The following is a 22,004-nucleotide window of genomic DNA, read 5'->3' on the forward strand; positions in this document are numbered from 1 at the left end:
GCCGGGGCACTTGTACTCACCCTTACCTTGGTTACCTTCGTCGGAGAAGCGATCCGAGAAGCTTTTGACCCCAAAAAATTTTCCACTTACCAATGAACAGCACAAAAAAAATAAACCTGCATATTTTAACTCTCCTTTCATTTTTCTTCCTTTCTGTATTTGCAGGCTGTGAGGATAATACACTTAAAAGACCGGAGCCAGGAAACCCAGGAAGCCAACCCAAAGAAACGGCTCGAACTATGGGCGAAGCGGACCGTGAGTATATTCGGGAATTGGCCCGTGAATTTGCTCAGGAATTGAGAAAAGAAATCGGCTCTTCTGTCGGGGATGTAAAAGCTGATCAACCAAGCAAAGAAAAAACATTTACTGAATTTTCCGGGCTTTTAGATGAATCTGGAAACCCTCATCCTTTGCTGGCTCACTGTTCTGATACGGTTCTGGATTTCTACTTAAAGCACAAAGACGCATTTCAAATCTCTAGTATCAATCAATTACCCAAGGATTTGCGATGGGAGGATGGATCAAAGGAAAATGAATTTTCTTCTCCTGACGCCAAGCGTGGAGGAACCTGGAAAACTTTCATGTCTGACTTTCCCAGAACCTTGCGAACCATTGGGCCGGATGCCAATGGAGCTTTTCGCAGATATTTGCTCGATTATAACGGTGTGGGCCTCGTGATGACACATCCAAATTCTGATGGCTATTATCCTGGACTCGCCGAGCGGTGGGCTCTCGGGGAAGATGGCCGAACGGTTTATTTTCAATTAGATGGTGACGCGAGGTACAGCGATGGTCAGCCAGTGCGGGCGAGTGATTTTTTCTTCACCTTCTACTTCATGAGAAGCAAGCATCTGCAAGCCCCCTGGTACAATGATTTCTACGGAAAGGACAAATTTCTAAAGGTTACACTTTTTAATAAAAATACGCTTTCCATTACTTATCATTCCGCCAAACCTGACTTGGTCGAGCGCATTTCTATACGTTCTATACCCGAACACTTTTATGATGAACTGGGCGGTGATTATCTAAAGAAATACCAATGGGTCCAGGAGCCAACAACTGGGCCCTATGTGGTTCGCAAAGAGGACATCAAAAAAGGGCAGTCTGTGACTCTGACCCGTTTATCCAATTGGTGGGCTGATCAGAAAAAGTTTTATCGCAACCGATACAACCCCGACCGAATCATGGCTCAAGTCATTCGTGACCCAAGCAAAGCTTTTGAGGTATTTCTCAAGGGGGATCTTGATATGTTTAGTCTGTCCAAAACCGATTATTGGTACGAAAAGTTGCCCGATACTCATCAATTAGTGAGTGATGGATATTTGACCAAGGTTACCTTTTTTAATCAAGTCCCTCCTCCCTCCTACGCCCTGCGTATCAATTCTTCTAAACCACCATTTGATGATTTAAACATTCGAATTGGGTTTCAACACTCAATGAATTTTGATCTCGTTCTCCAAAAAATATTTCGGGGAGATTTTGAAAGGATGCGAACGGTAGCAGATGGATATGGCAAGCGTTCCCACCCGACTTTGCAGGCCCGAAAGTTTTCTGTTGATTTGGCGACAAAGTTTTTTGCCAAAGCGGGATACCGTGATCGTGGAAAAGATGGGATTTTGATCAATGATGCAGGTAAACGATTGTCAGTTGAATTGCTCACGGGCTATAAACATTTGGAAGATGTGCTGGTGGTCTTACGGGAGGAGGCCAAAAAAGCAGGGCTTGATTTGAAGCTTAAAATACTCGAGAGCACAGCCGCGTTTAAGACGGCATCAGAGAAAAATCATCAGGTTGTTTTTTCAGCATTTAGTTCCTTCGTCGAATTGTTTCCCCGTTTTTGGGAACCTTATCATTCAGATAATGCCTATTCACCGAGCGGAAAGGAAAAGTTTACTACAGATGGGACCTTACGGTCGGATATTGTTGTGAAAACAAGTACCAATAATTTTACCCAAACCGCTGTTCTCGAAATTGATCAATTAATCGATCAATACAGAATGGAGGAGAATTTAAAGGGAATTACCAGTTTGGCTCATCAATTAAGTAAATTGATTCATGACCATGCAGTCTATGTACCAGGTTGGAAAAAGCCTTGGTTACGAATGGGGCATTGGAATTGGGTGGCATTCCCCGAAGACTGGGGCCCTCGTGAAACCAGAGACTATGCAGAATTTCAAGTTTTTTGGATCGACGAGGATAAGAAGTTATTAATTGATGACGCCAGAAAGAATGGTAGGAAATTAGATGCTCAATTTGGTGTGAGAGTTTATGAAAAGCACCGAATCAATTTATAAGCATAAGGATTTTTGCTCCATGCGAACCAACGATTTTCAATGAGTCTGCTTGAAGTAAGAGGGCTGGAAGTTGCCTTTGAAAATGAAGAGGGCGAAGACTTAGTCGTAGTCGATGGAGTGGATCTTTCTTTAAAGCCGGGACAGACGCTTGGACTTGTGGGTGAATCGGGTTGTGGGAAGAGTGTAAGTGCACTTTCTCTGCTTCGCCTGCTTCCGCAACCCACCGGTAAAATTCTTAACGGTTCTATTTTGTGGAAGGGCAACGACTTGCTCAATATGTCCACCGATGAAATTCGGTCCATTCGTGGGAAAGAGATCGGAATGATTTTTCAGGAACCGATGAATGCTTTAAATCCTGCTCATACGATCGGAAGGCAAGTGGATGAGGTGTATATTACTCATCAAGGTTTGGACAGGGGTCAAGCCCGAGTCCATACCTTGAAGATGTTGCAAAAGGTGGGCATCCCTGAACCAAGTATTCGAGCAAATGAATACCCCCATCAATTGTCTGGAGGTATGAGGCAACGGATCGTTATTGCCATTGCTTTAGCTTGCGAGCCCGATCTGATTATTGCCGACGAACCAACCACAGCCCTTGATGTCACTATTCAGGCACAAGTTCTTCAACTGATGTCCGAATTACAGGAACAGTCAGGTGCGTCCCTACTTCTAATTACGCACGATTTGGGCGTGGTTGCTCAGACTTGCGATGAGGTAGCTGTTATGTATGCAGGAAGAATTGTTGAGCGAGCTCCTATGCATAGGCTTTTTGAATTCCCTCAACATGCCTACACCAAAGGTTTGCTCGCTTCGATACCTTCACTTACCGGTCCCGTGCAAACCAAACTTCCAGTAATTCAGGGAATGATTCCAGCATTGGCAGATTTAAACTCAGGCTGTCGCTTTGCTTCAAGAAGTCCTCACTTTCACGAGCAGGAGTGGTTGGAGGTACGGGCACCCCTTGTGGAGGTCGAAGAGAATCATTGGGTTGAGGATTGTCCTGCATGTGGACGCTTGAATAACCAAAGTTCAATTTGATGGAGGAATTACTTAAAATATCTCAATTGAAGGTTCACTTTCCTGTTAAAGGTGGAATTTGGATGCGTCCGGTGGCTACCTGTAAGGCAGTCGATGGAGTAAGCCTAAAGGTAGCCAAGGGGGAGACCCTTGGGTTAGTCGGTGAATCGGGTTGTGGGAAATCTACTTTAGCAAGAACAGTGGTGGGATTAAACGTGCCAACAGCCGGAGAAATTTTCTTAGACGGACAAAAACTCGGAGATTTTGGGGGGAAGCTTGGCAAAGAAAACCGGAAGCGTGTACAAATGGTTTTTCAGGATCCAGCAGAATCGCTCAACGCCCGCCATAATGTCGGACAAATCCTCGAGGAGCCCTTGGTTATTCACCAGATAGGAGATTCATGCCAAAGAACCGCCCGGGTAAAGGAATTGTTAAACTTGGTGGGATTGCCGGAAAATGCAGGTTCTCGTTATCCCTTTGAATTTTCAGGCGGACAGCGCCAAAGGATTGGTATAGCCCGAGCCCTTGCGTTGAGTCCTGAAATTTTGGTTTTAGATGAACCTGTTTCTGCTCTTGATCTGTCCATTCGTAGTCAAGTTCTTAACTTATTGCTGGAGCTAAAAAATCGCCTTGGTTTAACATGCCTATTTATTGCACACGACCTCTCGGTGGTTCGTCATCTTTCGGATCGAATCGCAGTGATGTACTTGGGCAAGGTAATCGAAATCGCATCTGCTGAAGAATTAATCAACAATCCACTGCATGCATACACACGCTCATTGATTGACGCCATCCCACAGCCGAACCCTCAAGTGCGCGGGAAATTTTCCGCCCTTTCTGGAGAAGTGCCTTCCCCGATTAATCCTCCCCCTGGTTGTGCGTTTGGGTATCGTGTGGGTTCACCATCCTATGCTAAAAGTATTGGCCAGACTTTGGCATTGAAGGAATACAGTCCTGGTCACTTTGTTCAGGAGTGTCCTTGCTGTATGATCTAAAAGAATATTCATCTTTAAGCTACTTTTTTTAATTATCATTAGAGTTTACCAATAGAATCATCCAAGAAAAGGCTTGCGGGTGTATTCGGGTCTGTCTTTTATCCGAAAAGTTACCCTAAATTCCTAGATGTTTTTTAAGCTCACTTCTTCTGCGATTTGCATAGTTTCCTTTTCCTTTGGATTATTTCCTTTGAACGGGCAAAACCCTGCGGATATGCCCATGCGGCAAGTGATGAGCGAGGCTCAACAATTAATTGGTGAAGGAGATTATGCCAGTGCAGCTCCGTATTTAGATCAGCTTGAAATTCGCTTTGCCGGTGAAGGAAATCCGGAGGTTGAGAAAATTCTCGAACAATTTGGATACGTCCGGGGTGTTGGATACCTTCAAAACTTTGGCAAAACTGGAGACATGTCTAACATGCAAAAGGCAGCGGATGCATTTGCAAAGTTTGTGGGGAAATATCCCGAAAATGAAAATGCAGTCGCCGCTATGCAGCAACGCACTACCTGCTTGCGTGCTTTACAAAAATGGGATGAAGCAGCAGAAGTTATCGAAGAATTGTTGGATGAGGATAAACCTTTTAAGAAAAAAATTCTTAGGAGGAGTGATTTAATGAACCTTTATTATGGTAGGGCTCAGTGTTACCACATTAAACAAAATTGGAGAAGTGGTGAAAAAGCTTTCGAGGAGTTACTTAAATTTGCCGACCTTGCCAAGGATGAAGACAGAGCGGCTTACGCTGTTTCCTGCATGGTGGAAATGTTTGTTAAAGAGAAAAGGATAGACGAGGTATTTCCTCTACTTCCGAGGTTGTCAGCTGATACTCCTGCCCGCTTTGATCTTCGATTAAATGTGAACCTGATGCAGGGGGCTGAGGTTCTAAAGGAAAAGGACAGACAAGTAGAAGCATCTCTTCTTTTTGCCCTAACCATGACGACTGAAGAAATTGTGACCTTTTACACTGCAAGGGAAAAAGAAATTTCCTATGAAATAGATCAAATCCAGTCATTTATTGATTCACAAGGTAGACGCTTACCCCCTAAAAGAATCATGTCTCTCAAGAGTAGGATCAATGAATTAGCGATGAAGGCAACAAGCGCTCGGAGTCATCTAAAACTAGCAAAGAACACTCCTTCCTTCACTACCGTTTTACGATGGAGAAAAGCGGATAACTTTCAGGCTTGTAAGAGGGAGTGGGAGTCGTTCTGGGCATTTTACTGGCTCTACAGGGACTTTCCTGATCATGAAATGGCGGAAAATTTCATTTATGCCGCCTTTGCATCTGCAAACACCGTAAAATTCCGTGAGAAGTCAATTGAGCTGGGTGAAGAGTATTTGGCGAACAAGGAGTTATTAAAGTTCCGTGCCGATGTTACCTTTATTATGGCCAACGCGTATCGTAAGGAGGTGGTTTCACAAATGGAAATCGTGGAGGAATTACAAGCTTCCCTGGCTACCGTTGATAAAGAGAAAGCGGCTGCCGCAAAAGCAAAAGCTGACGAATACCAAGCCCGATTTTTTGAACTTTGTGAGGACTTTTTAGATGTTATGCCTGAACACAAATATTCTCGTGAATTTATTGGTATGATGGGTGCCGAGTTTTTTAAACGCCAAGAATTTGACAAGTTGCTCAATAAATTTGCTGGTTTCGAAAATGGAACTTTTAACCCATCCCTGGGTTATGCAAACAAGAAAGAACTCCAAGGAACCGTAGCTATGGGCCGTATTAACTACATGAGTGGATTGGCTTTGCTTGCCAGTGGAAACTATGATGCTGCTAAACCTTTCCTCGGTGCAGTTGTCGGGGTCAGTATCAAAGGCCTACCTTTGGACGAAGCAGCGATTGAGGAAGAATGATCATGAGTTGGTTGACTACATACCCATCAAAAAAAAGCATTACTAATTTGTTGGCACCTAGAATCAGTTTTTTGCTTTCATTACCGCTCATTATGGGAACAATTGGATGTGGGGGAGATGACCCTGTTACCACTGATGAGTCTGCAGAAAAAACACCTGCATCCGAAGTTGATTCTACTGACATTACCGATGGTAATTTGGATGAGGGCTTAGCTCCAGACCCTGTAGAACCTGACCCAGAAGAGTCTGAACCTCTCGAGGTTCCAGATCCGAATGGGGTATTTTTGCCGATGTATGATGAGAAGGATGGTAAGATGGAAATGGTCAAATTAAACGATCATCCAGTTTACTCGAACGGGGAAGGCTACTTTTTATGGACCAATGGTTCACTTTGGAATATTACAACAAAGGTTGGTTCAGGGAGAACGGTTGCATCCGGCGGAGAAAACTTGGTTGATTCATGGCCGAATGGAGCTCAAGCAAGATTTTCTCCGGATGAGGAGTATGCAAAACAGGCGATGTTCCGCTTGGCAGTTGCTTTTCAGGGATCTCAAGATAACGAAAATGCCATTCGTTTGTTTAGCCAGTTTGTAACTTTATTCCCAGAAGATAAACTAGTTGCAGAAGTTTACCTAAGCATGGGAGATCTTGCTACAAGTGGTTTAGGACCCGACACCCAGCCAAGTATTAAGCAAATTCAACAAGCAAGAGCTAGTTATTCCAATGTCCGGAAAAATACAGAACAAATTGGTTTAATTTCTGATTCTGTTGCCAATGAGGGTGGTCTATTGGAGAGAGTGGGTGAAAACCCCGAAGGCTTGGTCAACCATTTCCTGAGTTTCGATAAAGATTCAGATAAATGCGTTGGCAAGGCAGAGTACGATGCTTTGCGGGTGGATATGAAAGATTCCTTTGAGTTTTCATTGGCGGATCATGATTTTAACGGCGATGCAAAATTACAATTTGAAGAACTTTACGACGCCGCGACAACTTCCTGCTACAAGGAAATCGAATCTCTATACACTGATTATATGGGGAAATATGGATCCCAAGAAGGGGCTCAAGTAGCCAAGGCCACCGAAAAAATTGGTTTTGCGAAAGAGAAATTAGGACAGCCTTCCGCCATGTTAAAGTTGTACTTTGATGAAATTGAGAAATTTGGAAATGATCCCGCAAACCTTGGTGTTGATGATCTCCTTAAAAAATACTGCGAAAAGTATCGTTATTATGAGGATCGATTTGGACAAACTCTAGAGGTTTTGGAAAAACTCCAAAATCCTTCAGAACAAGTATCTTTCAGCTATACTGATCGTAAAGGGATCGAACAGCAGGTATCAGGTACTGTTCAGGAAATCATACTCGATCGCAGCAAAAGTTTGTCCATGCTCTCTTCCCAATACAATCAGATGGACCCGAAAATCTATGAGGATATCGTTAAGTATCGAGGAGGCGTTTTTAATAATCCTAAATACATCGAGCAATTTAAAGGTTACTTAAAAAAATATGAGGGATTACAATCACGATTCCCCAAAGATTTATCTCCCTCCAAGGCATTTGCTTCCATGTTGCAAGTCGCTGAGTCCAATGGCCAAAAAAGCCTCGAACTTCGAATGAGGGCAAATCTTGACCGGGTTGGCTCTCGGGTTGGTTCGAACTACAATCCCCAGACAAATGATTTCGCTGCGGCCAGTCCCAGTGTTCTAATTTGGATGGCCCAAAAGATGTTGGCACAAAACTCACTCAAAGATGCCCTTGCAGCGATGGAAAGACTTTCTCAAGTCTATCCCAATGCTCAGGGTGAGCTTTTGTTTTCAGCTAACTATATAATCGGTCAGGTTCACGATAAAAATAAGGATTTTGAAGAATCTGCTAATAGCTATGACATTGCGATTACCAATGCTCCGTGGCACCCTAACTCTAACAATGCCCGATTACGCAAAGGTCATGCATTGTATGAAATTGCTAAGATCAATAAGGACAGCGAAAAGTTTCTTCTGGCTCAGGCTTCTTTTGGTGAAGCCAGAGATAGCGATGAAAGCACCATGGAGCTGAAAGGTGAATGCTCTTACATGATGGGGGAATGCCTCAAAGAGATGAGAGATTTTGAAGGAGCGTCCCGACATTTTGATGACACTACCTCAAGGTATGCTTCCTCAGGTAAGTGGGCCGAGAAAGCTTTCGACCAAGCTATCAGTTGTTATGAAAGAATTGGTAATTCTAATCAAGTCAGCAGGCTGGAGAAAAGAAGAGATGATTGGCTAAGGAGGTACCAATGATAAAGAATTTTTGTTCAAAGGGCTGGCTGTTCATCGTTGCTGTTTTGTGTTCAAGCACCGTTTCTGCAGCAGAAGACTATTTTAAAAAATATGCCGGTGGTGGTATCCCGGTAAAAGTACATTACCTAAAGTCAGCTGCTACTAAGCCAATGAAGCTTTTGGGCATAGACTCGGCTCGAGGCATAATTTATGCAGAAATGGAGGGTGCTGGGCGATTGGAACTAGAGTTGCGTGGTTTGCAGAGACAGAATATCAAAAAATTTGAGTTCAACTGGTCAAGAAACGCGAAAACATACCTCAACTACTTGTCTAACGAGCAATACGACCCCCGTGTACTGACCGCATTACGACCTGAGGTTTACAAAGTCATGCTCTTTCTTGATATGCCCTTTGAATACCTTGCTATTCACGATGATTGCTTAACCTATGTCAAAGGTCTGTTGGGTATGGAGCAATACAATGAGGCTTTTTATTTACTCTCTCGTTTAAATCTTTCTCGACTGGATGGTTATGGATATAGAGATTTTTCCGAAGCTGCTCTTGAATTGTGCGGTAAAATGATTGTATCAAATCCTGATTCTGCTAAAGCATCGCGAGCTCTTTTGCAGCGAATATCGATTCGGGATAACAGTGCAGATCATGCCTCCTATCTACGTTTGGCAGATTCATTAAGAAACCAGGGGCTTTATACCGAGGCGATCAGTGAATACGCTAGACTTGGACCGATTGTAGCCAAGGACCCGAATAGTCCATACAATAAAATTTTGGAAATATGGCCGGTTTATTGTTACATGAAACTGTATGAGGTCTATGCACCGGCTGCGGCGAAAGATAAAAGATATGCAGCGGCAGCAGGTAAAATGTTCAATTCTGCAGTGCAGGGTCTGAAAAAACTTGATGAAGAACCACCAGCTCGAAATACCAACGAGTATTCGCTCTATAAATTATTGCGTTCTTTACTTCGCGTTCAATATGCCCGTCAATTCGAAGCCCGCGGAGATGAGTTCAAGTCTGCAGATTATTACAGGCAATCTGTACTCGAAGTTACAGAGGGTATAGTCAATGCCCGGATTGGACTAGATTGGTTACCTGAATCCTTAATGATGGCAGGAGATGCTTATGAAAAGCTCGAGCTTCAAGAAGCTGCCCGAAATGTCTACAATCAAATCAAGGTATTCTTTCCTAAAACCAAGTGGGAAAAAATGAGTATCGAACGACTGGCAAAACTGCCCCAATCATAATCCAACAAATCCTCATTGACCTAGATCAATTTTCTTACTTTTCTAATTCCTTAATCGCAATGAACCGCACTATGAAACCTTGTACCTTACGTATACCTGCCTGCCTACTCTTTCTCTACGCTACTCTTTCGCCAACGATGCTTGTTAGCAAAGCTTCGGCTCAAGACAGTAACCTTTTTGTTGCAGCATGGAGTAATTTGGGCCCCACTTTCTTTACTGTTTTTTTACTCCTTATTATTGCAGGTATAACATTGATTATTTTCAACAGTATCAATGTTCGCAGGAAAGCTTTTATTAAGGATGATGTAATTGATCCAATCATGGATGCAGTCAAGGGCCTTGACATCGAAGGTGCGAAATCGCTTTGCGACCAGTACAAACTTCCCATTACTTCGATTATGAAAGGTGGTTTGGAACGGATACAAGATGACGAGTTAGATATCGAAGCGATTGAAAAAGGATTAGATGAAAACGCGGCCTTGCATATGTCCAAACCATTTACCTGGATTAATATGTTGAACACGGTTGGTTCAATTGCCCCAATGGTTGGATTGCTCGGTACAGTGGTTGGTATGATTGGTGCCTTTGCCGTCTTAACCAGTGCCGGTATGGGTGGAGAGGCAAGTAAGCAGATGGCTGGTAATATTGGTAGCGCACTCTGGACGACAGCTGCCGGCCTTGTGGTTGCGATCCCTTGCCTGATTTCATATTTTCTTTTCAAAACAAAGTTTGGTAACATAGCAGCTGAAGTGAACAAGGTTACAGGATCTATGGTCTTCACTCTTGTACGTGCTGCCCGTGGCGGTTTTGATGAAGAGGGTGGTGCAGAGGAACAATATGAAGAAGACACTTTCGAGGAAGCCGCTCCTGAGCCTGCCTGATTGAATATTTTTTCTCCCTTACTTACTGTTTGAAAAGACTGTAAATTATGGCGAAATTTGAAGTGCCAGACACCAACGATTCACCGGATCTTACTCCGATGATTGATGTAGTATTTCTTTTGATCGTATTTTTCATGGTCGTTGCTAAACAGGTATCTGAACAATATGTCGAGCTTTCAGATCCTAAACTTGGCATTGCTTCAAATGCCAAAATTCCCGAGTCACCTCCATCTCGCACCATTATTTCTGTGGATGACGACCCTTCGATGGGTCAAATGATTTATTGGGGAGAACAACCGATTGATATTTCTCAAGTTTCAGTTGCCGTAGCGAGAAATCCATCATGGAAAGTCTTTTTGAGGTACCATGTAGATATCCCTGCATCGGTTCTTAATGATGTCCATGAACAAGTCTTAATGGGAGGCCAATCTAATATTGTTTTTGGTGCCTTTAAATCGGCGGAGTAGACTTAAAAGGTCATGGATACTTTTAAGAAAATTTTAGATGATGTCGATGAAGTCGATCTTACTCCAATGATCGATGTTACATTCTTGCTATTAATTTATTTCATGGTCACTACCATGATCAAGCAACCTGAAGCAGAACTTTCTGCTATCCTCCCGGGGAAATCTGCACCAAGTAGTTACAATAAACCAAAGCCTGAATCCCATATAGAAATCGAAGCAGATGGTTCGGTCAGGGTAGATGGCAATTACATGGGTAATGCGTTTGAAGCCTTAGACCTTCCCGATGTTAAAGATTACTTGCTTGGAGAAAAAAGTAAGCATGGAGAAGATTTTGTAGTACATATTTGGACAGATCCATTAGCCAATTGGCAAGCCCCTCTAGCTGCATTGAATGCATGCGGAGCAGCCAAGATAAAGAGTGTGTCGCCAAACATGAGACGAAAGTAAGGCGTACTTCAAAATGGTAGTTTGTAAATTTTTACATACCCGTTTGCGGGTGGATGATTTAGAAAAAACGCTCGAATTCTATCAGCGTGTTTTTGGTTTAGAGGTCACCCGTAGGCATGAATCTCCACGTGGGTCTAAGCTAGCATTTCTTGCTGTGCCCAACAGTGAAGAAGAAATTGAAATTACTTATTTCCCGGGATCCGGCCCAGTGAAAGTTCAGGAGGATTTAATGCATTTGGCCTTTGAGGTTGATAGTATGGTAGATTTTCAAACTCATTTAGATTCAATTGGTGTACCCATGAGTGATGGCCCAACCCAAAGCTCGTCAGGTTCAATTTTTGCTTTTGTCGACGCACCTGAAGGTTACGAGATTGAGGTAATTGAACGCCCAAAGTAGAACCTTTATTTGGGGTTCTAGTGCCTTATTCAATTATGCAATCAGATAGCCTCACCTTGATTAAAAGCTTACTTTGCTTGTTCTTAAGTGTACTTTCTTGCCTGGCCCAAGAAACACCACAGGAATTGGAGGATAGTCGGAAAATCCTGTTTGACGGCCAAAGCCTGGAAAATTGGGAAATCACAGATTTTGCAGGTCGGGGAGAAGTTGGACTTGATGGAAATGGAAGTGCTTTGCTTGAGTTTGGCATTGCTTTAACCGGCATACATTGGATTGGTGAGGAACTTCCACGGGTGAATTATGAAATCAGATGGGACGCGATGAAGGTTATGGGAACAGATTTTTTTGGTTCTCTCACATTCCCTTATTTAAAAAGTCATGGAACCTTAATTCTTGGCGGGTGGGGCGGTGCTTTGGTTGGGATATCTTGCATTGATGGTTTTGATGCATCCGAAAACGATGCGGCCACGGCACATCGATTCAGAACTGATCATTGGTATGCTTGTCGATTACGAGTTATGAGAACCCATTTAAAATTTTGGGTTGATGATGAACAATTGATTGATTGTGAAGTTGAAGGCAGGAAAATATCCATGCGTACGGGAGAGATTGAAATGTCTATCCCATTGGGCTTTTCAACTTATGATACATCGGGGCTCATCAAAAATGTAATTCTTATCAGGTTGCCGGACTAAGAGAAACCAACTCGTGTAAGCTCAGGATGTTTTTTGAGTTTTATTTTCGCGCAACCTTAATTGACCACAAGCAGCATCTATGTCGTGTCCTTTTTCCATACGCAAAGTTACCCGTGGTGGGTTGCCTTGCTCCACCTTTTGGTGGAATGCACGAATTTGTTCCAGGGAAGGCCTTTTCCAAGAAAGTCCATCCACGCGGTTGTATGGAATTAAGTTGATCTTCGCATTAAGCCGACGTGCATGGCTTGCTAAAAGTTCCGCTTGCTTAAGGTCATCATTTACACCTTCGATCAAAATATATTCTAATGTGATCATTTTTTTGCGCTCCGCGATAAATCTCTCACATGATTCGAGCAATGTGTTGAGCGGATAGCGTTCATTGATGGGCATAATTTTTTGGCGGGTTTGATCATCCCCACCATGGAGAGAAATCGCTAAGCGTATTTGAGCGGGGTATTTTGCCAGTTCTAAGATCTTGGGGGCCAATCCACTGGTGGAGAGTGTCAGGTGTCTCGCCCCAATGCCTAAACCCTTTTCAGAAAGAATTTGGTCGAGTGCAGGGAGAAGGGCAGGTAGGTTGGCCAAGGGTTCTCCCATGCCCATGAATACGAGATTATCAATTCTACGATTTGCCTGATTGCGGGCGAGGAGAACCTGACCAACGATCTCCCCAGTTGTCAGGTTACGCTTTAAGCCATCCAATCCACTGGCACAAAATTTACATCCTATTGCGCACCCCACTTGAGTGGATACACAAAGGGTTAGCCGTGATGAACGTATGCCTTTTGTTCCGGTAGTTGCCGGAATGAGCACGCTCTCGATAAGTTGTCCATCCCTTAGTTTCCATAGAAATTTACGGGTGGTGTCGGTTGAACCTTGAGACCGAAGTATTTCCATAGGACACAAGTCCCAATGAGTAGAAAGTTCTTGCTTAAAAGATTTGGGCAGGTTGGTCATCTCTTCCCATTCGAAGCACCCTTGTTCAAAGATCCAATGGCGCAACTGTTCCATTCGGTAGGTTGGAACATTGCCAAGTTGCCATTTTTCGAAGGGCTTGTCTAAGAGTAAAGGATTCACGATTATTCTTTTGCCCGAAAAATTGGACCATGGCAAACGATCTAGTCGGTTACATCTTGCCCAATAGTAAAAATATGGAGAGCATGTAATGTATTACTTATGTCAAACTCTTTGGTCGATAAATCATTAGTTCAGTTAAGCGAGGCTGGTTTGCGGTTGACCAAACAGCGAAAAGCGATGCTAGAGGTTTTGGCAAAAGCCGAGAATCCATTGTCCGCTGAAGAGGCACACGCCCAACTTCCCTCCGGTTCATGTGACTTGGTAACAGTGTATCGTTCGCTTGAACAGTTCGATCGTGTTGGAGTCGTTCAACTTGGAGTTCGGGAAAATGGAACAAAAGTGTTCTGCCTGTCCCATGGACATGACCACCACCATCATTTGACCTGCCGAATCTGTGGTCGTACCGAACGAGTGGATATATGTATGGCCGAAGAATTGGAAAAGGTAGGAAGATCTTACGGATTCACTGAATTGTCCCATGTGATGGAACTCTTTGGAACTTGTCCTGAGTGCTAAAAAGAAGTCTGAATTTGAAGAAAGTCCTCTAGAATAAATTTATATTCTTGGGTATTCTCCCTTGCTTGCTCTCCTTTTTTTATGGAATATGATGTTTTTATAAAATTTTGCATGTTTAGAAATATTACTATTTTACTCTGTTTTGGACTTACTTGCCTGTCCGCATCTCCAGATCCTGAGTTAAAAAAGATAGAAAAAGCACTTCAAACAGTTCCGCCTGTTAAATCTCAAAAAGTTCCTCAAATTCTAGTCTATTCGAAAGCGAGTGGATTTGCTCACAAGTCAATTCCGACCGGAGTTAAGGCATTACGTGCTTTGGCACAAAAGACTGGAGCCTTTAATCCAACATTTTCTCAGTCGGTTGAAGATTTTTCAGTAGAAAACCTAAAAGAGTTTGATGGATTAATTTTTAATAATTGCACCCGTGTGGAAAAGGCTTTTGTCACTCAAAAACAGCGAAGTGCACTTTTGAATTTTATTAGGAAAGGCAATGGTTTTGTCGGTTTTCACGGAGCTTCAGATGCGGGTATGCCCAAATGGCAAGAATACACAAATATGATTGGAGGTTGTTTTGATGGACACCCTTGGAATGCAGGTGGCACATGGCCCTTTAGGGTAGAAGATCCTGGGCATGCTTTGTGTAAAAGCTTTTCTGCCAAAACCTTTCGATTTTCAGATGAGATCTATCAATACAAAGGTTACGATCGTAAGAACCTGCGTGTTTTAATAAGTTTGGACGCAAATAAAAGTGGGAAATCTGGAAAGTCTCCTACTCAAGATTATCCCGTTTCCTGGGTTAAGTCTTATGGAAAAGGGAGAGTATTTTATTCAAATTTTGGACACAACAAAGCAACTTGGTGGACACCTTTTTTATTGGAACACTTCCTTGCAGGCATTCGATGGTCGGTGGGAGAATTGGATGGACTGTACGATAGTTTGCCTCAGCCGCCTAGACTTTGATGTATTAAACTTAACTCCTAAACTAATAACATAAAACTATAATAATGAGTAACCAAGATTCAGTAAGTAGACGAAATTTCATGGGATCAGCAGCCCTTGCTAGTGCTGCGGTTTCTTTTCCCAATATTCTAACGGCAAAGAGCAAAGGAAAAGAAGTTATTCGATTTGCTTTGATCGGTTGTGGAGGGCGGGGAAAAGGTGCCGCTGCTCAAGTAATGAACTCACCTCACAAGACTGAATGTGTGGCACTGGCAGATGCTTTCATGGATACAGCCAAAGGAGCCCAGAATTACCTCAAGCATGTTGGGCATGAAGATAAGCTTAAGGTAACAGATGATACCATTTTTGCCGGTTTAGATGCCTACAAGAAGGTTATGGAAATGGACAATGTTGATTTGGTTCTCCTAACCACTTCACCTGGATTTCGTCCTTTGCACTTCGAACATGCCATCAACAAAGGCAAACATGTCTTTATGGAAAAGCCAGTTGGCACAGACGGAGCAGGAATTAGAAGAGTTCTCGCAGCAAATGAAATTGCCAAGCAAAAGAATCTTATGGTTGCCGTTGGTCTTCAACGCCACCACGAGCCTAATTATATAGAAACTGTTGAGCGCATTCAGGATGGTGCGATAGGTGACCTTTCCTATGCTCGTGTATTTTGGAACGGGGGAGGGGTTTGGACCAAGAAAAGAACTTCCAGCCAGAATGATATGGAATACCAAGTTCGTAATTGGTTTTATTTTAACTGGCTTTGTGGAGACCATATTGTTGAGCAGCATATACATAACACGGATATCATTAATTGGATCAAGGGAGCCTATCCGATCAAAGCGAACGGTCATGGAGGTCGCCAAGTGCGCGGCAATCCAGCAAATGACCCTGATTGGAAAGATCACGGAGAAATTTTTGATCATCATTTCGTTGAGTTTGAATATGCGGACGGATTTAGGATGTACAGCCAATGCCGACATATTAAGGGATGTTCCCAAAATGTATCTGAACACATATATGGAACTGATGGTTATAGCCAAGTAGGTGGTCCTCACACAATCTTTCCAAAATCTGGAGATCCTTGGCGTTATCCTGGTAAGAAAGTAGGCGGTCATCAACAAGAGCAGCTCAATATGATTGATGCATTGGCAAGGGGGGAAGTTTACAATGAGGGAGATTATGGAGCGAAAAGCACCATGACCAATATCCTTGGTCGTTGCGCCACTTATTCCGGTAAGGAGGTCACCTTTGATCAGGCATTAAATTCGAAGGTAGAACTTTGTCCTAATATTGATTCCCTTACTTGGGAAAGCGAAGCCCCTGTACAAATGAATTCTGCTGGAGGGTACGATGCACCAGTACCTGGAAAAACTCGAGTGATCTAATTCATACTTAATCAAGAATCTTAGATGCGACCCCGGGTGAAAAACTCGGGGTCGCTTTGTTTTGACCCGGCAAGATTAACCTTTAGCAAATTAGTTATGATTCTTTCAGACCGAGCCATTTTAGATGCAATTCAACGCAGGGATATTGTTATCGAACCCTATGACCGTACTTGCCTTGGCACAAACAGCTACGATGTCCATCTTTCTCCACACCTTGCCTGTTATGTGGATGATGTAATTGATGCCCGTAAGCATAATCAGGTGGAACATTTTACCATACCCGAAGATGGATTTGTTTTAAGACCAGGGCAAACTTACCTGGGAGCCACTTTGGAATATACCGAAACTCGTCGTTTTGTCCCCTTTTTGGAGGGGAAGTCGAGCGTGGGCAGGTTGGGCATTGATATCCATGCAACAGCGGGTAAGGGAGATGTTGGATTTTGTAACCATTGGACGTTGGAAATTTCTGTTTCTCAACCAGTACGAGTCTATGCAGAAATGCCCATCGGGCAGCTCATTTATTTTTTGGTGGAGGGAGAAGTCGAGGTAGATTATTCCAACAAGGCCTCTGCTAAGTACAATCAACGTTCTTCATTACCGGTTGAATCAATGATGTGGAAGAATGCTTTTTAAGTGAATAAGGAAGAAGGGCTGTTAAGAGAAATTCTCGAGGAACATGCTAATAATCCTTGTGGCCAAGATGAATTGTGCGATATCTCTCATTCCGGCGAATGGAAGAGTCGTAAAACAGGGAATCTTTGTTGTGTGCAAATACAGGTACACAATGATCAGATATTGCGGATGGTTGCTCGAGTTGAAGGTTCTGCATTAGCCAAAGCCTGTGCATCAATTATGTGTAGTGAGTTGGAAGGTAAATCTATTGAGAGTGCCCGAACAACGATACAATCGGTCGAAAAATGGATCGAGTGCGGAGAAGCACCAGAGCATTGGCAGGGCGAGCTAGTGGTGTACCAATCCTTGGTTCAATTTCCCGAACGAGTGGATTGTGCGACCTTGTGCTGGACCTCACTCAAGAATGCACTCGAAGGCTAATACCCAAATTTTTTGTAACCCTTATACCCACCACCGGAATTTCCCCAGTTTGAATTTCCGAATGATCGCTCTTTTCTATGCCCGTGGCGTGAATGTGCATTGAGTAACTCATAACGCGACTCGGGAAGTTCTTTGATGAACCTGCTCTGCATAAGTCGAACGGGCATACCTTTTTGGTTGGCGAGGGTGGGGTAGAGTAGGTGTAAAGATCGTTCTGCCCGGGTAGTCGCGACATAAAAGAGCCTTCTTTCTTCCTCCAAGTCACCCTCCCCGTCAATTGCCCGCTTATTGGGGAAAAGTCCATCCGCCAAGCCGATGATAAATACATGGGGATACTCCAGGCCTTTAGACTGGTGGATAGTGGATAATCGAATACAGCTTTCTCCCTGTTTAACTACTCGATCTCCGGATTCTGAGCTAAGAAGTACCAATTGTGAGAGCATTTCTGCTAAACTTTGATGCTTGGAAGCAAAATCAACTAGGCTTTCTAAATCCTCTTCCCTTCTCGGCCAGTTTTCGAAGGTTGCTCGGAGGTAGGTTTGATACCACCCGCCAATGGCTTCTTCGACCACAACGGATGGAGTTGCTGTAGCTGCAATCACATCAATGTTAGCCAAGGTTTCAGCCATCGATTCCCAGTCTTCCTTGGCATCTGCTGGAACTTTTTTAAATACTTTTTCTTCTCCCAAGACTTGGCAGATTGAGACCGCTTTTTCAGCGGCAACTTGGGTAGCCAGTTTTAACAGTTTGATTGCGGTTTTTTCTCCAATTTTAGGGAGTAGGCAAGCAAAACGGAAGAAAGCAGTACTGTCTTTGGGGTTGGCCACAAATCTTAATTGGGCGACCATATCCTTAACATGAGCTTGTTCGAAAAATTTCAATCCACTGGTTATGAGAAAAGGAAGTCCGCGACGAGAGAGTTCAACCTGTAGCTCCATAGCGTGATAATGAGCTCGGTATAGGATGGCGATTTGATCATAGTTTGCACCGGAATCATAAAGCTCTTCAATTTTAGAGATTACAAAATCAGCCTGTTGATAAGCTTCCAAGGTTGGTACCACTCTGGGTAATTCATGGTGTGGTCGGGATGCCTTTAATTCTTTAGTAAAACTTTTCTCAGCCGTTCGATTCTCAAGAATTCCGTTGGCTAAATTAAGGATTTCGGGAGAGCTTCGGTAATTGGTTTCGATTTTATAAATTTTAGCTCCCGGGTGCCTCTCTGGAAAAGAAAGGATCTGATCGAGGTCTGCCCCTCTCCAGGTGTAGATGCATTGAGCATCGTCACCTACGGCCATTACCTGATGGTTTGAAGCAATTTGGTCTACAATACTGGCTTGGAGCAAATTCACATCCTGATATTCATCTACGAGGACATGGGAAAAACGATTTTGGAAATAGGTGCGTGCATCTTCGTGTTTTTCCATAAGCGTTAGCCAAAAGACAAGTAGGTCGTCGTAATCGGTTAAACCTCGAGCTAATTTCGTTCGGGTATAAGCGTCGAAGAAATGCTCAATTTTTGAGACAAGTTCACGGTTCGACGGATAACGAGCGAGGGCTACCTCTTCGACATCTTTTCCCACATTTCTGGCATAGCTTATTAATCCTTTGATCGGCTTTGCCTTGGGGTTTTCTTTTGCCTTAAAGAAGTCGGGGTCAATTTCCCGAATGATTTCATTTAAGAGTGCGTCGGAATCACCATCATCGAGGATGGTAAAACTTCTCGGTAGACCGATTAAATCTCCAAACATGCGCAGTGCCTGGCCACCGACATGATGAAAGGTACCACCAAGAAATCTGTGACCGCCTATGCCGGTCAATTCTTCAACTCTTTCAAGCATTTGCCTAGATGCTTTGTTGGTAAAAGTGAGCAGGAGGATAGATTCCGGAGGAGCTCCTTGTTCCAAGAGGTAAGCGACCCGATAGGTCAAGGTACGTGTTTTACCCGAACCGGCTCCGGCCAGAACTAAAGCAGGACCATTTGGTGCAGTGACCGCCTGGTACTGGTCTGCGTTTAACTCTTTTTTAAAATCAATGCCTTCGCCAGTGGCAGGCTTGATTGATTGGGGTGGCGGACCAAATAAATCGTCTTCTTCGTCTTCGTAGTCGTACATGTTAAGATGATGCTGAACTTGCTTTGGATATTAGAGGTGCAAGAAAATCACGATGAACAACCTCGGGTCGATTGCTCCAGGAATAAGTCTTGATCACGGTTTCATTACTTGCTCCGATAATATTTTCAAGCTCTTCACTTGCAAAACGGGCAATTCCCCGGGCAATGATTTTACCTGTCGGATCGAGGATAGATACTACATCTGACCGTCCAAAGGAACCGGTTGAATGTAAAATCCCACTGGCTAAGAGGCTCGCACCTTGTTCAAGGATAGCCGTGCAGGCTCCTTGATCAATTTCGATTGATCCCTGAGGGCTTGGGAAAAAAGCCAGCCATTTCTTGCGTTGCTTTAACTCTAAGCCCGCGGGGGCAAAAAAAGTACCCTCGGTTTTACCTTCGATAATTTGCGGAAGTCGACCTGGGGTTTCCCCACATCCAATAAATACTGCACAACCTGATTTTGTCGCCACTTTGGCTGCCTCAATTTTAGTAGCCATTCCACCCATCGCGGTCGGGCTGGTCGTACCTTCTGCCATTTTTTCGATCTCAGAATTAATTTCACTCACAAACGGAACAAGTACACCAGAATTTACCGATGTCATTAAGCCTTTTGCGGTTGTCAGGATAATTAGAAGTTCGGCTTGTGTTAGGGAGGCTAGAAGAGCTGACAATATGTCGTTATCACCAAATTTTAATTCTTCATCACTAATTGAATCGTTTTCATTGACGACTGGAACTACACCTCTTTCGAGCAGAGAATCTATTGTTTCTTTTACTTTTATTGATCTTGCTTCTTCATTAAAATCCTCACGGGTTAACAAAATCTGGGCGGCCAAAAAATCATGGGCACTGAGGGCAGATTTCCATGCGTGCATCAGTTCACTTTGCCCAACTGAAGCACATGAACGAAGTACAGACAAGTCATCTGGCCTTGAAGCAAGACCAAGTTTCCCCATGCCTAAGCCAACGGCACCAGAGCTAACAAGCACAACATCAATACCTTGCTTCTTGAGCAGATCTATACCGGAACAAATTTGAGAAATTCTTTCTACTCGGATGTTCCCGTTACCAGCTGATAAAAGACCGGTTCCTAATTTGATTACCACTCGCTTCATCTATTACATCGTCCTAAGCGTCAAAAATGCGAGAAAAGGTAAATAGAGCAAACCTCAAGCAAACGAAGTTTGTTTGATTCTCAATTTGCCTAATAACTTTTGCTTTAGACTTTTCTTAAATCAGATTCCTTTGCACTCACTGCTTGAGTGATTTGGTCTCCCATATCATCAGTCAATTTTTGGACCTCTTTTTCTGCCCTCTTAAAGTCATCTTCGGGAAGGCCTTCTTTTTGTAGAGATTTTAGCGTATCTAAACCTTCTTTGCGGGAAGCTCGAATTCCAATCCTTCCATTTTCCGCGAAGCCCTGAGCCATTTTGCATAATTCCTCCCGCCTTTCCCCACTTAACTCGGGGATAGGTAACCGTATGAGTTCACCAGTAACAACTGGATTAATGCCAAGTTTTGCATCGATAAGTGCTTTTTCGATAGGAGCAACAGTCCCTTTGTCCCAGGCTTGAATCTGCAGGGTTCGCAAGTCTGGTGTAGTGATGGCAGCAACATCTCTTAATTTCATAGCGGATCCGTAGACATCAACTGTAACTCCTTCGATCATCGAGGGGTTTGCTTTGCCTGTGTGTAGAGTGGCAAACTCACTTAAGACATGATCTACAGACTTTTGCATGTCGCTTTTTATCTTTTTAAAAATAACTTCGGTATCCATAATATTGTAGGGTTTTGTATTGTATAAATTAAATAGGTATACCTAGCGAACAATCGTTCCAATCGATTCACCGCAAACCGCTTTGCGAATCGATTGCTCCTGTTGAAGGTCAAAAACAAGAATGGGCATGCGGTTATCCATACATAGAGAAAAAGCGGTTGAGTCCATGACCGATAAGCGTTTTTCCAAGCAATCCATGTAAGTAAGTTCAGAAAACCTTTTGGCGTCTTCGTGCTTGTGTGGGTCCTTGTCATAAATACCATCCACCTTGGTCGCCTTTAAGATAATGTCGGCGGATATTTCACTGGCTCTTAACGCAGCTGTAGTATCGGTAGAAAAATATGGATTTCCAGTACCTGAAACAAAAATAACTATTCTTTCACGTTCGAGGTGCCGAATTGCCCGGCGTTGAATGTAGGGCTCGGCTAATTTATCCATAGGAATGGCACTTTGTACTCGCACTACAGCCCCCATTTTTTCCAATCGATCCATCAAAGCGAGACCGTTGATAACCGTGGCAAGCATACCCATCGAATCCCCTGTTGTTCGGTCAATGCCTTTGTCGGT

At 43.4% G+C, this 22,004-nt stretch carries 21 protein-coding genes; 16 read left to right on the forward strand and 5 right to left on the reverse strand.

What is annotated here, in order from left to right:
• Window positions 1-92: 92 nt before the first annotated feature.
• From ACKPQ4_RS07355 to ACKPQ4_RS07405, 11 genes are all read left to right on the forward strand, one after another.
• Window positions 93-2,294: an extracellular solute-binding protein gene (locus tag ACKPQ4_RS07355; protein ID WP_407680540.1), complete on the forward strand. Its 2,202-nt coding sequence runs from the start codon at window positions 93-95 to the stop codon at window positions 2,292-2,294.
• 39 nt (window positions 2,295-2,333) lie between these two features.
• Window positions 2,334-3,332, forward strand: a complete 999-nt coding sequence (locus tag ACKPQ4_RS07360) for an ABC transporter ATP-binding protein (protein ID WP_407680541.1) — start codon at window positions 2,334-2,336, stop codon at window positions 3,330-3,332.
• Window positions 3,332-4,306: an ABC transporter ATP-binding protein gene (locus tag ACKPQ4_RS07365; protein WP_407680542.1), complete on the forward strand. Its 975-nt coding sequence runs from the start codon at window positions 3,332-3,334 to the stop codon at window positions 4,304-4,306. The genes ACKPQ4_RS07360 and ACKPQ4_RS07365 overlap by 1 nt, the downstream gene beginning before the upstream one ends.
• 127 nt (window positions 4,307-4,433) lie before the next feature.
• Window positions 4,434-6,164 carry a tetratricopeptide repeat protein gene (locus ACKPQ4_RS07370; RefSeq protein ID WP_407680543.1) on the forward strand — a complete coding sequence of 577 codons (1,731 nt, stop codon included), beginning with the start codon at window positions 4,434-4,436 and terminating at the stop codon, window positions 6,162-6,164.
• 2 nt (window positions 6,165-6,166) lie between these two features.
• The gene (locus tag ACKPQ4_RS07375) at window positions 6,167-8,440 is read left to right on the forward strand and encodes a tetratricopeptide repeat protein (RefSeq protein ID WP_407680544.1); all 2,274 of its coding nucleotides are present in this window, start codon (window positions 6,167-6,169) and stop codon (window positions 8,438-8,440) included.
• Complete coding sequence (locus ACKPQ4_RS07380) at window positions 8,437-9,681, forward strand: hypothetical protein (RefSeq protein WP_407680545.1); 1,245 nt, start codon at window positions 8,437-8,439, stop codon at window positions 9,679-9,681. Before ACKPQ4_RS07375 ends, ACKPQ4_RS07380 begins: the two co-directional genes overlap by 4 nt.
• Window positions 9,682-9,752: 71 nt before the next feature.
• Complete coding sequence (locus ACKPQ4_RS07385; RefSeq protein ID WP_407680546.1) at window positions 9,753-10,562, forward strand: MotA/TolQ/ExbB proton channel family protein; 810 nt, start codon at window positions 9,753-9,755, stop codon at window positions 10,560-10,562.
• 47 nt (window positions 10,563-10,609) lie between these two features.
• Complete coding sequence (locus ACKPQ4_RS07390) at window positions 10,610-11,029, forward strand: ExbD/TolR family protein (RefSeq protein ID WP_407680547.1); 420 nt, start codon at window positions 10,610-10,612, stop codon at window positions 11,027-11,029.
• Between the two features lie 12 nt (window positions 11,030-11,041).
• Entirely contained in the window at window positions 11,042-11,476 is a 435-nt protein-coding gene (locus tag ACKPQ4_RS07395; protein WP_407680548.1) for an ExbD/TolR family protein, read from the forward strand.
• A 13-nt stretch (window positions 11,477-11,489) separates the two neighbouring features.
• Window positions 11,490-11,873: a VOC family protein gene (locus ACKPQ4_RS07400; RefSeq protein WP_407680549.1), complete on the forward strand. Its 384-nt coding sequence runs from the start codon at window positions 11,490-11,492 to the stop codon at window positions 11,871-11,873.
• Between the two features lie 35 nt (window positions 11,874-11,908).
• Window positions 11,909-12,568 (forward strand): LamG domain-containing protein, encoded by a 660-nt coding sequence (locus tag ACKPQ4_RS07405; RefSeq protein ID WP_407680550.1) that lies wholly within the window; start codon window positions 11,909-11,911, stop codon window positions 12,566-12,568.
• Window positions 12,569-12,589: 21 nt separating this feature from the next.
• Here the strand turns inward: ACKPQ4_RS07405 and rlmN are convergent, their stop codons facing one another.
• The gene (gene rlmN, locus ACKPQ4_RS07410) at window positions 12,590-13,645 is read right to left on the reverse strand and encodes a 23S rRNA (adenine(2503)-C(2))-methyltransferase RlmN (protein WP_407680551.1); all 1,056 of its coding nucleotides are present in this window, start codon (window positions 13,643-13,645) and stop codon (window positions 12,590-12,592) included.
• Window positions 13,646-13,744: 99 nt separating this feature from the next.
• Here rlmN and ACKPQ4_RS07415 point away from each other — a divergent pair, with 99 nt between their 5' ends.
• The 5 genes from ACKPQ4_RS07415 to ACKPQ4_RS07435 all read left to right on the forward strand — a co-directional run bounded on the left by ACKPQ4_RS07415 (window position 13,745) and on the right by ACKPQ4_RS07435 (window position 17,550).
• The gene (locus ACKPQ4_RS07415; RefSeq protein WP_407680552.1) at window positions 13,745-14,161 is read left to right on the forward strand and encodes a Fur family transcriptional regulator; all 417 of its coding nucleotides are present in this window, start codon (window positions 13,745-13,747) and stop codon (window positions 14,159-14,161) included.
• Between the two features lie 111 nt (window positions 14,162-14,272).
• Window positions 14,273-15,121, forward strand: coding sequence for a ThuA domain-containing protein (locus ACKPQ4_RS07420; RefSeq protein ID WP_407680553.1), 849 nt, complete (start codon window positions 14,273-14,275; stop codon window positions 15,119-15,121).
• Between the two features lie 44 nt (window positions 15,122-15,165).
• The gene (locus tag ACKPQ4_RS07425; RefSeq protein WP_407680554.1) at window positions 15,166-16,497 is read left to right on the forward strand and encodes a Gfo/Idh/MocA family protein; all 1,332 of its coding nucleotides are present in this window, start codon (window positions 15,166-15,168) and stop codon (window positions 16,495-16,497) included.
• Between the two features lie 96 nt (window positions 16,498-16,593).
• The gene (gene dcd, locus ACKPQ4_RS07430) at window positions 16,594-17,130 is read left to right on the forward strand and encodes a dCTP deaminase (protein ID WP_407680555.1); all 537 of its coding nucleotides are present in this window, start codon (window positions 16,594-16,596) and stop codon (window positions 17,128-17,130) included.
• The gene (locus ACKPQ4_RS07435) at window positions 17,131-17,550 is read left to right on the forward strand and encodes an iron-sulfur cluster assembly scaffold protein (protein ID WP_407680556.1); all 420 of its coding nucleotides are present in this window, start codon (window positions 17,131-17,133) and stop codon (window positions 17,548-17,550) included.
• Here ACKPQ4_RS07435 and ACKPQ4_RS07440 read toward each other — a convergent pair.
• The 4 genes from ACKPQ4_RS07440 to ACKPQ4_RS07455 all read right to left on the reverse strand — a co-directional run.
• Window positions 17,547-19,661 carry an ATP-dependent helicase gene (locus tag ACKPQ4_RS07440; protein WP_407680557.1) on the reverse strand — a complete coding sequence of 705 codons (2,115 nt, stop codon included), beginning with the start codon at window positions 19,659-19,661 and terminating at the stop codon, window positions 17,547-17,549. The genes ACKPQ4_RS07435 and ACKPQ4_RS07440 overlap by 4 nt on opposite strands.
• 1 nt (window position 19,662) lies before the next feature.
• Window positions 19,663-20,775, reverse strand: a complete 1,113-nt coding sequence (gene proB / locus ACKPQ4_RS07445) for a glutamate 5-kinase (protein WP_407680558.1) — start codon at window positions 20,773-20,775, stop codon at window positions 19,663-19,665.
• A 104-nt stretch (window positions 20,776-20,879) separates the two neighbouring features.
• On the reverse strand, window positions 20,880-21,437 hold the full coding sequence (gene frr, locus ACKPQ4_RS07450) for a ribosome recycling factor (protein ID WP_407680559.1): 558 nt from the start codon (window positions 21,435-21,437) through the stop codon (window positions 20,880-20,882).
• A 42-nt stretch (window positions 21,438-21,479) separates the two neighbouring features.
• Window positions 21,480-22,004 (reverse strand): uridine monophosphate kinase (locus ACKPQ4_RS07455; protein ID WP_407680560.1); only part of this gene is annotated, 525 nt, incomplete at its 5' end.

This window comes from Candidatus Chordibacter forsetii, assembly GCF_964187505.1.
Taxonomy (GTDB): Bacteria; Verrucomicrobiota; Verrucomicrobiia; order Opitutales; family Seribacteraceae; genus Chordibacter; species Chordibacter forsetii.